Genomic DNA, 7,557 nt, shown 5'->3' with positions numbered 1-7,557 from the left:
AAAGAGGTGCTAATGAAAATACGAATGGTTTAATTAGACAATATTTCATTAAAGGATCTTCTTTTGATGGAATAACAAATGAAAAAGTACAATGGGTTCAAGATAAACTAAATAATAGGCCTAGAAAGCGTCTAAATTACTTGACTCCGAATGAAAAATATAATTATGTTGTAAATAATCAAAAAGTTGCATTTGCAACTTGAATTCAGGAATTTAAAATAAGAACCTCTAATTAATTTGAATTTATGTCTGAAAAAAATAACTTTATCGGTTAAAATTATTCCCTAAATCCCCCTATGTTAAGCCCAAAAGACTTTAAATCATTTCGTAAAGGAGATCGAAAAGCGTTTAAGCTGATTTTTGATACCTTTCATAAACCGTTAATCATTTTTGCCACTAAATATGTCAATGATGCTGATTTGGCTGAAGATTTGGTGCAAGAGATTTTTGTGAAGTTGTGGGAGAAAAGAAAAACCATAGAGAATTCGATAACAATTAAAGCGTTTTTATTTACAAGTGTAAAAAATAGGGCTCTTAATCATTTTAGACATCTAAAGGTTGTAGATGTTCATCAGAAAGAAATGATTCAAAGCAAATCCGAAGAATCTTTTTTTAAAAATCATTTAATAGAAGAGGAAACTTACCGTTTGTTAATACAAGCTATACATAGTTTGCCTGATCAAACTCGTAAAGTTTGTACTTTAAGTATGAATGGTGTGAAAAATGCTCAGATAGCTGAAGAGTTAAATTTATCTACTAGTACCGTAAAATATCACAAGAATAAGGCGATTACCATTCTTAGAGCAAAATTGAAGGATCATCTTTTTCTATTACCATTGCTTCCTTTTTTCTTCGATTTATAAATTTCAGATTCTAAACCTTTGTCGTCTAATCTCTCTTGATAAGACTTGTTTTATCCTGTTTCGTGGATAAATCCTTCTATTGCATTATCATCTTAAAAGATATAACTTTCAGTGAAAGCTGAATGTTTAGAGTGAAAATTATTTTTTTTATAAAAAATATGGTTTCTCACTGTCCTTTTATTTAGCTCAGGTGTATTATAAGTAACAAAGCCAATTTAGACTGATGAAAACAACAAAAAATTATATAGATATTTCTCAACTCATTTATAAAGAGAAATCAGACTTGTTATCAGAGACTGAAGCACGTTCTCTTCAAAAATGGAAGGGTGAGTCTGCTGAGAACCTTGATATCTATACACGTTTAAGTCAAGAATTAAATGTTGAATCAAAAATTGAAGCATATAATGCGATTGATTCTGATAAAGCTTGGTGTAATTTAGAAACTGAACTTAAGACCGAGACTAAAACCATAAAGTTATTTAAAGAATTTATGCGTTATGCAGCAGTTCTTCTTTTACCATTAGCAATTGGAGGTTATCTCGTTTTTAATGCGATTGATAATACAGAAACAAACGATGAGATTTTAGTTGACAATATTGTTCCTGGGACACAAAAAGCATCTCTGGTTCTTGCCAATGGAGAAGTTATCAATTTGGAAAATCAAAAAGATAGCTTGATAATGATTAATGATGGTAGCCAATTGAGTAATATCAATAATATACTTTCGTATACAGATTCTCAATTAGCTGATGCTGATATAAAGTGGCATCGTTTAGTCGTTCCTAAAAATGGATATTATATGTTAAAGCTTTCAGATGGTACAATTGTTCATCTGAATTCTGATTCTGAATTGAAGTACACTGATAAGTTTATTGGAAAAGAAAGGATTGTTTATTTAAAAGGTGAAGCCTATTTTGATGTGGCAGAGGATAAAAAACATGCTTTTATTGTGAAAACTGAAAGTATGGATGTAAAAGTTTATGGTACCGAGTTTAATGTGATGGCTTATGATGATGAAGACATTGTTTATACGACTCTAGTTGAAGGAAGTGTTGGGCTTGAGTTAAATAATGAAACTGGACTTGTAGAGAAAGCAATGCTTGAGCCAAATATGCAAATGGCCTATGTTAAAGGTAGCTCTGGAGGTCAAATAAAAATTGTAGATACTGACTTATACATAGGTTGGAAAGATGGCTTGTTTCAATTTAATGATGAAACTTTGGGAAGTATTCTTAGAAAATTATCTCGCTGGTACGATGTTAAGGTGTTTTTTCAAAACCCTACAATCGAAAATATACGCTTTACCGGAGAAATGAAACGATTTGAAGAGTTTAGAACAATCTTGAACCTATTGGAGTTGGGTTCTGATGTAGAGTTTGATATTACAGGAAATGTATTAGTTGTTAACCAAAAATAGAATATAAAAACCACGAAAATATAACCTAAGAAAAACCGAGAAATGCGCTAACATTTCTCGGGGAATTAATGAATACTCACAGTATTCTACTTTTAACCTTAATAATCACAAATTTATGAAAAAAAACTGGAATAGTCATTTTTCACTTCCAAAGGGGAGATGGCTGAAAAGCTACTGGCTTATGAGAAATTTTATCATTTTGTTTTTTGTATTTAATTTAAGTGCTTTTGCGAATGGCTTTTCTCAGAAAGTGTCGCAAGCACAATATGATAGGTCGACTTTAGTTGAGGTTTTTGAACACTTAATGGGAGAAACGGGATACGGTATTCTTTATAAAAAGAGTGAAATTAACCCAGATGTAAGAGTGAGTTTAGATGTAGAGAATTCAAGTGTTCAAGAAATACTTGATAAAGTTCTTATGGGAACTGAACTTTCTTATAAGGTACAAGATGAGGTTATTGTTATTTTTCATCAAGAAAAACTGGCAGAACCTGTTATTGAAACCCCACAAGAAAAGAAAAAACTTAAAGGCACAGTTCTAGACGAAGATGGTAATACTTTACCCGGAGTATCTGTCGTTGTAAAAGGAACAACTATAGGAGCAGCAACTGATATTGATGGAAACTATATGATTTCTTTTGATCAAAAGAATGCTATTCTAGTTTATTCTTTTGTAGGTATGATACCTCAAGAAATTGCTTACACAGGACAAGTTCTTCAGAATGTAACTTTATTAGCCGATGCAGAGCAAATGGCCGAGGTTGTAGTTACTGGTTACCAAACTATTTCGAAGGAAAGAGCAACAGGTTCTTTTGTTACGCTAAACAGTGATAATATAAGTAATAGTCCAAACGAATCAATAGGTGATAATTTAGAGTCATTGGTCGCTGGTTTACAAACAACCGTTGATGAGGATGGTGATATTAAAATTACGATTCGTGGAGAGTCTTCTTTGACAGGTAATATAGAACCTCTGGTTGTTGTTGATGGTTTTGCTGTTGATGGTGGTTTTGAAACAATTAACAGAAATGATATTGATAAAATTACAGTTTTGAAAGATGCTGCAGCTGCTTCTATTTGGGGTGCACAAGCCGCTAATGGTGTAATTGTAATTACAACTAAAAAAGGAAATAAGGATAAAGGAATTCAGGTGAATTTCGAAGCTTATACAAAAATGAGTGATGATGTAGACTTGGATTATGCCAATCCTATTGCAAACTCAGCTACCCAGCTACAATACGAAATGTTATCGTGGCAATTGGGGTATATGACGCCATCTTATGATATTGGGAATATACAAAGTAACATGACAAAGGGGAGCGAACTGTTCCAGAAACAATTGAAAGAGTATGTAGCAGATGGAGGTGTAGGTTTACCAACTTTCACGATGACTCCTGAGTTGCAAAAATTGGCAGGTCTATCTTATAAAGGGCAGGTTAAGAGTTTAATGTTAAGAAAACCTGTGTCTCAAAACTACAATCTTACCATACGTGGTCAGGGCGAAAGAAACCAATATGCATTTTCTGTCATGTACAATGATAACAAACAGGTTATGAAAGAAGATAGCGATGATAACCTTTTGGTAAATTTTCGTAATTCGATGAAAGTTGCAAAATGGTTAGATTTTGATTTTTCTGTTATGACACAGTTAAAGAATGAGAAATCGGGAGGTATTGGTCTAAACCATATTAAAAGAATGGCTCCTTATGAACTTTTGGTTGATGAGAATGGAAATTATAATCATATCAATACGAATCTATATCAGCCATTTGCGGTTAAGAATAAGGAGATTATAGATCAGATGCAGGCCATTAGTGATGGTTGGGCTTATGAAGATATGACTTATAACCCTTTAAGAGAAATGCGTTCGCAGGATTTCAGAACAAAAACATTTAATGCACGTTTAAAGGCAGGATTGAATTTCAAGATTGCTGATGGAATCAAATACAGTGTTGGAATGCAGTATTCGCGAGGTAATATTGATGTGAAAAATAGATACAAAGAAGATGCCTATTATGTACGTGGTATGGTAAATGAATATAGTGTTGCTGATTATGACGCTTTTGTTGCTGGAACTCCTCAAACCATTGGAGAATATCAGCTTCCTAAAGGAGAAATGGCTTATTTAAAAAATATTCAAACTAGAGCTTATGTAATTAGAAATCAGTTTTCATTTGATAAGGTATACGGAGATCATGCAATAAATTTTATTGCAGGTACAGAATTGAATTGGAATGTAGTAGAATCAAATGATAATTGGTTATATGGTTATAATCATGATAAGTATACGACTGGTATGCCATCCGCTTATACTGATGTGAGTAGAATGTTTTACTCAAATCCTGGGAATATACCAAGAGGTGGAGTGATTGATTACAAAACCAATAAATTTTTCTCATTGTATTCAAATATGGCTTATACATACAAAGATAGGTACTCTCTTAGTGCTAGTGTTCGTACCGATGCATCAAATATTACAGTTAAAGATCCAAAGTATAGATACGAACCATTTTGGTCGGTAGGTGCAAGTTGGCAATTAGGCAAAGAAGACTTTGCTATGCAATATGATTGGTTGAACCGCGCTATATTACGTGCAACTTATGGTGCAAATGGTAATATTCCTATGAATACAGCTCAGGTTCCATTGATTTCTTACGTTGATGGTTCATCTGGATTTGGATCATATGGTAATGGTGTTGATCATGCTAATCTTAATGATTTAGGAAATCCTACCCTTGGATGGGAAAAAGTGAAGCAATTAAATTTAGCTCTTGATTTTGCGGTTTTGGGTAATAAATTGTTTGGTACTATTGAATATTACAACAAGAAAAGTGAAAGTTTAGTGGCTGAGGTATCACTACCATCAATTTCAGGAACAGATTCTCAAGCTTTCAATATTGCAGAAATGTCTAATAAGGGTATTGAGTTAAATCTGAATGCGAACTTAAAAATAACAAAGGATTTAGTATGGAGACCAATCTTTAATTTTGCTTATAATAAGAATATGGTGAGCAAAGTTAATGTTACAGATTTAGAACTTTACAAATTAAGGTATGACACTCCTTATGTTCAGGGGTATGGTTTAAATCCTGTTTGGTCATATAACCTAACAGGAGACACAAACGAGTTTGGTATTCCAATGATCATGGGTAAAAATGGTGTGGAGTATCCTGCTAATGTAAATATTTCGGCAACTGGTATTTATGGGCCAGATTTAGTACATCACAGAGGTAGTACTGTTGCTCCTTATGTAACTTCTTTCACCAATGAGTTTAAGTTTAAAGGCTTTAGCTTATTGGCTACAGTAACAGGTAAGTTTGGACATTATATGTACAACAATAGTCATGATTTCCAAAACAGAGTAGATGCTATGAATTACCATGAAGACATGGAGTATTTAATAGATGGAAGAGCAGATGAGATTGGAATGTTACCTATTCCTACTGAGAGAATATCTGGTATTGAATCATACTATAGTTCTGTATTATTTTTGGATTCAAGAGTTGAGAAAGCCGATTACATCCGCTTAAAAGAAGTTATGCTTTCATATCACTTGCCTAAGTCCTTGGTATCGAAATTAGGTGTGAATAGAGTTAAATTCTATACTCACATTAGTAATGTGGGTTTATTATGGACTGCTAATGACAAGAATATTGATCCAGAATACCAAAAGGGATTAAACTTCTTTAAACCTGAAAGAACGTTCACTTTTGGTGTAAATGTTAACTTTTAAATCGAAACGAAATGAAGAATATATTAGCAATACTAATAATATCATTGGTTTTGTTCAGCTCTTGTGAGGAGTATTTGGATGAAAAACCTAGCAAGACCAATCAGCAGGAAATTGAATCAACAGATGATATTAATCTACTTTTAGATAATGCTCTGGATTTAATAAATAATACACATGTAATTTTAGATGTTACTTTTGGTAACTTGACTGATGATATGTACATCTATGATGAAATGTATGCCGTTTTTGCACCTTGGATACCTTTTGATTACATACAATCTTATTCATGGCAAAATGAGATTACTGCAGTTAGTGATAAATCTTGGACAGCATCATACAAGAATATATGGTTGGCTAACTACATTATCAACAATGTTGGTGGTTTGGAAGGTAGCGATAATGAGAAAGCAAATCTTATTGCTGAAGCACATTTGATTAAAGCTTATAAAATGCTAACGCTGATGATGAAACATTGCTTGTATCCATCATCTGCCAATGGTGACGAATTGGGCCTTTCTTTAAAAAACAGTTTGGAGTTTGATGATCTTCCTGCACGTTCAAATCTACAGGAAACTTTAGAAGATATTGAATATCATATTACTGAAGGTTTAAAGATTGATAAAGTGAGAACAGATAGTTGGAGAGAAAGTAAAGGTTCGGCAGCAGCATTAGCAGCAAGATACTATATGTATATTCACGATTTTGTGAATGCTAAAAAATATGCTCAGCAAGCCCTTTCATTATGGGATAAAATGGTCAATATGGAAACTGAAGTGACTATTTTCGATAGGTATGGGTTTGATCTTCCTTCAACTAATAATTTATCAGTCTATTCACACGATTTTTATACAACTTGGGATAGTCAATATAAAATGTATGTAACCCAAGATCAGAATATGTTTCCAAGTGCAGATTTATTAGCATTATACGAACCTTCAGACCTGCGTAATCTTTTCTACTCTGGATGGATGGCAGCTGTTTTTTTTGGAGTAACTGAGAATAATAAAATATATAATAAGTTTAGTGGTGTTACGTTCTCTGGTCCTGATGTCGCAGAAATGTATCTAATTGTTGCGGAATGTGCAGGACGTGATGGTGACTTTGCAACTTGTATGCAAAATATTGAGTCTGTTCGTGTTAATCGTTTTGCTTCGGCAGATTATGTACCTATGGCATTGCCTGCATCTGTTAAAGAAGCAGTACAGTTGGTTGTTGATGAAAGAAGAAGAGAACTTCCATTTACATCATCTCGTTGGTCAGATATCAAAAGATTAAATAATGAAGGCTTACTTGATCCAATTATTTTGTCACGAGATTTTTATACTCTTACGGATGGTAATGTTGACTTTGCTTCTCCGCAAACATACATACTTGAGCCAAATAGCAGAAAGTATGCTAGACCTTTGCCCAATGAAGTTATCAATTTAACTGATGGGAAGGTTGAACAGAATTCATATTAGAGATATTTAAGCTCGGTTAATAATTAAGTGGCTGCTAGCTATGCTTATATTCTGATAATTAATTAGGACAAGCATGACTAGTAG

At 33.2% G+C, this 7,557-nt stretch carries 5 protein-coding genes; all 5 read left to right on the top strand.

The genetic code is table 11. From position 1 onward, the window contains the following. Positions 1 to 203 (top strand): transposase (locus EMN46_RS20065; protein WP_368667572.1); only part of this gene is annotated, 203 nt, incomplete at its 5' end. Between the two features lie 93 nt (positions 204 to 296). Beyond that, positions 297 to 863: an RNA polymerase sigma-70 factor gene (locus EMN46_RS17565; protein WP_154202187.1), complete on the top strand. Its 567-nt coding sequence runs from the start codon at positions 297 to 299 to the stop codon at positions 861 to 863. A 223-nt stretch (positions 864 to 1,086) separates the two neighbouring features. Next, the gene (locus EMN46_RS17560) at positions 1,087 to 2,280 is read left to right on the top strand and encodes a FecR family protein (RefSeq protein WP_154202185.1); all 1,194 of its coding nucleotides are present in this window, start codon (positions 1,087 to 1,089) and stop codon (positions 2,278 to 2,280) included. A 181-nt stretch (positions 2,281 to 2,461) separates the two neighbouring features. Further along, positions 2,462 to 6,013: a SusC/RagA family TonB-linked outer membrane protein gene (locus EMN46_RS17555; protein WP_195715306.1), complete on the top strand. Its 3,552-nt coding sequence runs from the start codon at positions 2,462 to 2,464 to the stop codon at positions 6,011 to 6,013. Between the two features lie 11 nt (positions 6,014 to 6,024). After that, the gene (locus EMN46_RS17550; RefSeq protein WP_154202181.1) at positions 6,025 to 7,473 is read left to right on the top strand and encodes a RagB/SusD family nutrient uptake outer membrane protein; all 1,449 of its coding nucleotides are present in this window, start codon (positions 6,025 to 6,027) and stop codon (positions 7,471 to 7,473) included. Positions 7,474 to 7,557 lie beyond the last annotated feature (84 nt).

It is taken from the genome of Ancylomarina sp. 16SWW S1-10-2 (genome assembly GCF_009669305.1).
GTDB lineage: Bacteria > Bacteroidota > Bacteroidia > Bacteroidales > Marinifilaceae > Ancylomarina.
Note: the sequence above shows the minus strand (reverse complement) of the source record. Positions and strands in the feature narration are given on the sequence as shown.

Bases quoted from the DNA above. Each gene is read 5' to 3' on its own strand.
- EMN46_RS17560 (WP_154202185.1), top strand. From the start codon at position 1,087: ATGAAAACAACAAAAAATTATATAGATATTTCTCAACTCATTTATAAA.
- EMN46_RS17565 (WP_154202187.1), top strand. From the start codon at position 297: ATGTTAAGCCCAAAAGACTTTAAATCATTTCGTAAAGGAGATCGAAAA.
- EMN46_RS17555 (WP_195715306.1), top strand. From the start codon at position 2,462: ATGAGAAATTTTATCATTTTGTTTTTTGTATTTAATTTAAGTGCTTTT.
- EMN46_RS17550 (WP_154202181.1), top strand. From the start codon at position 6,025: ATGAAGAATATATTAGCAATACTAATAATATCATTGGTTTTGTTCAGC.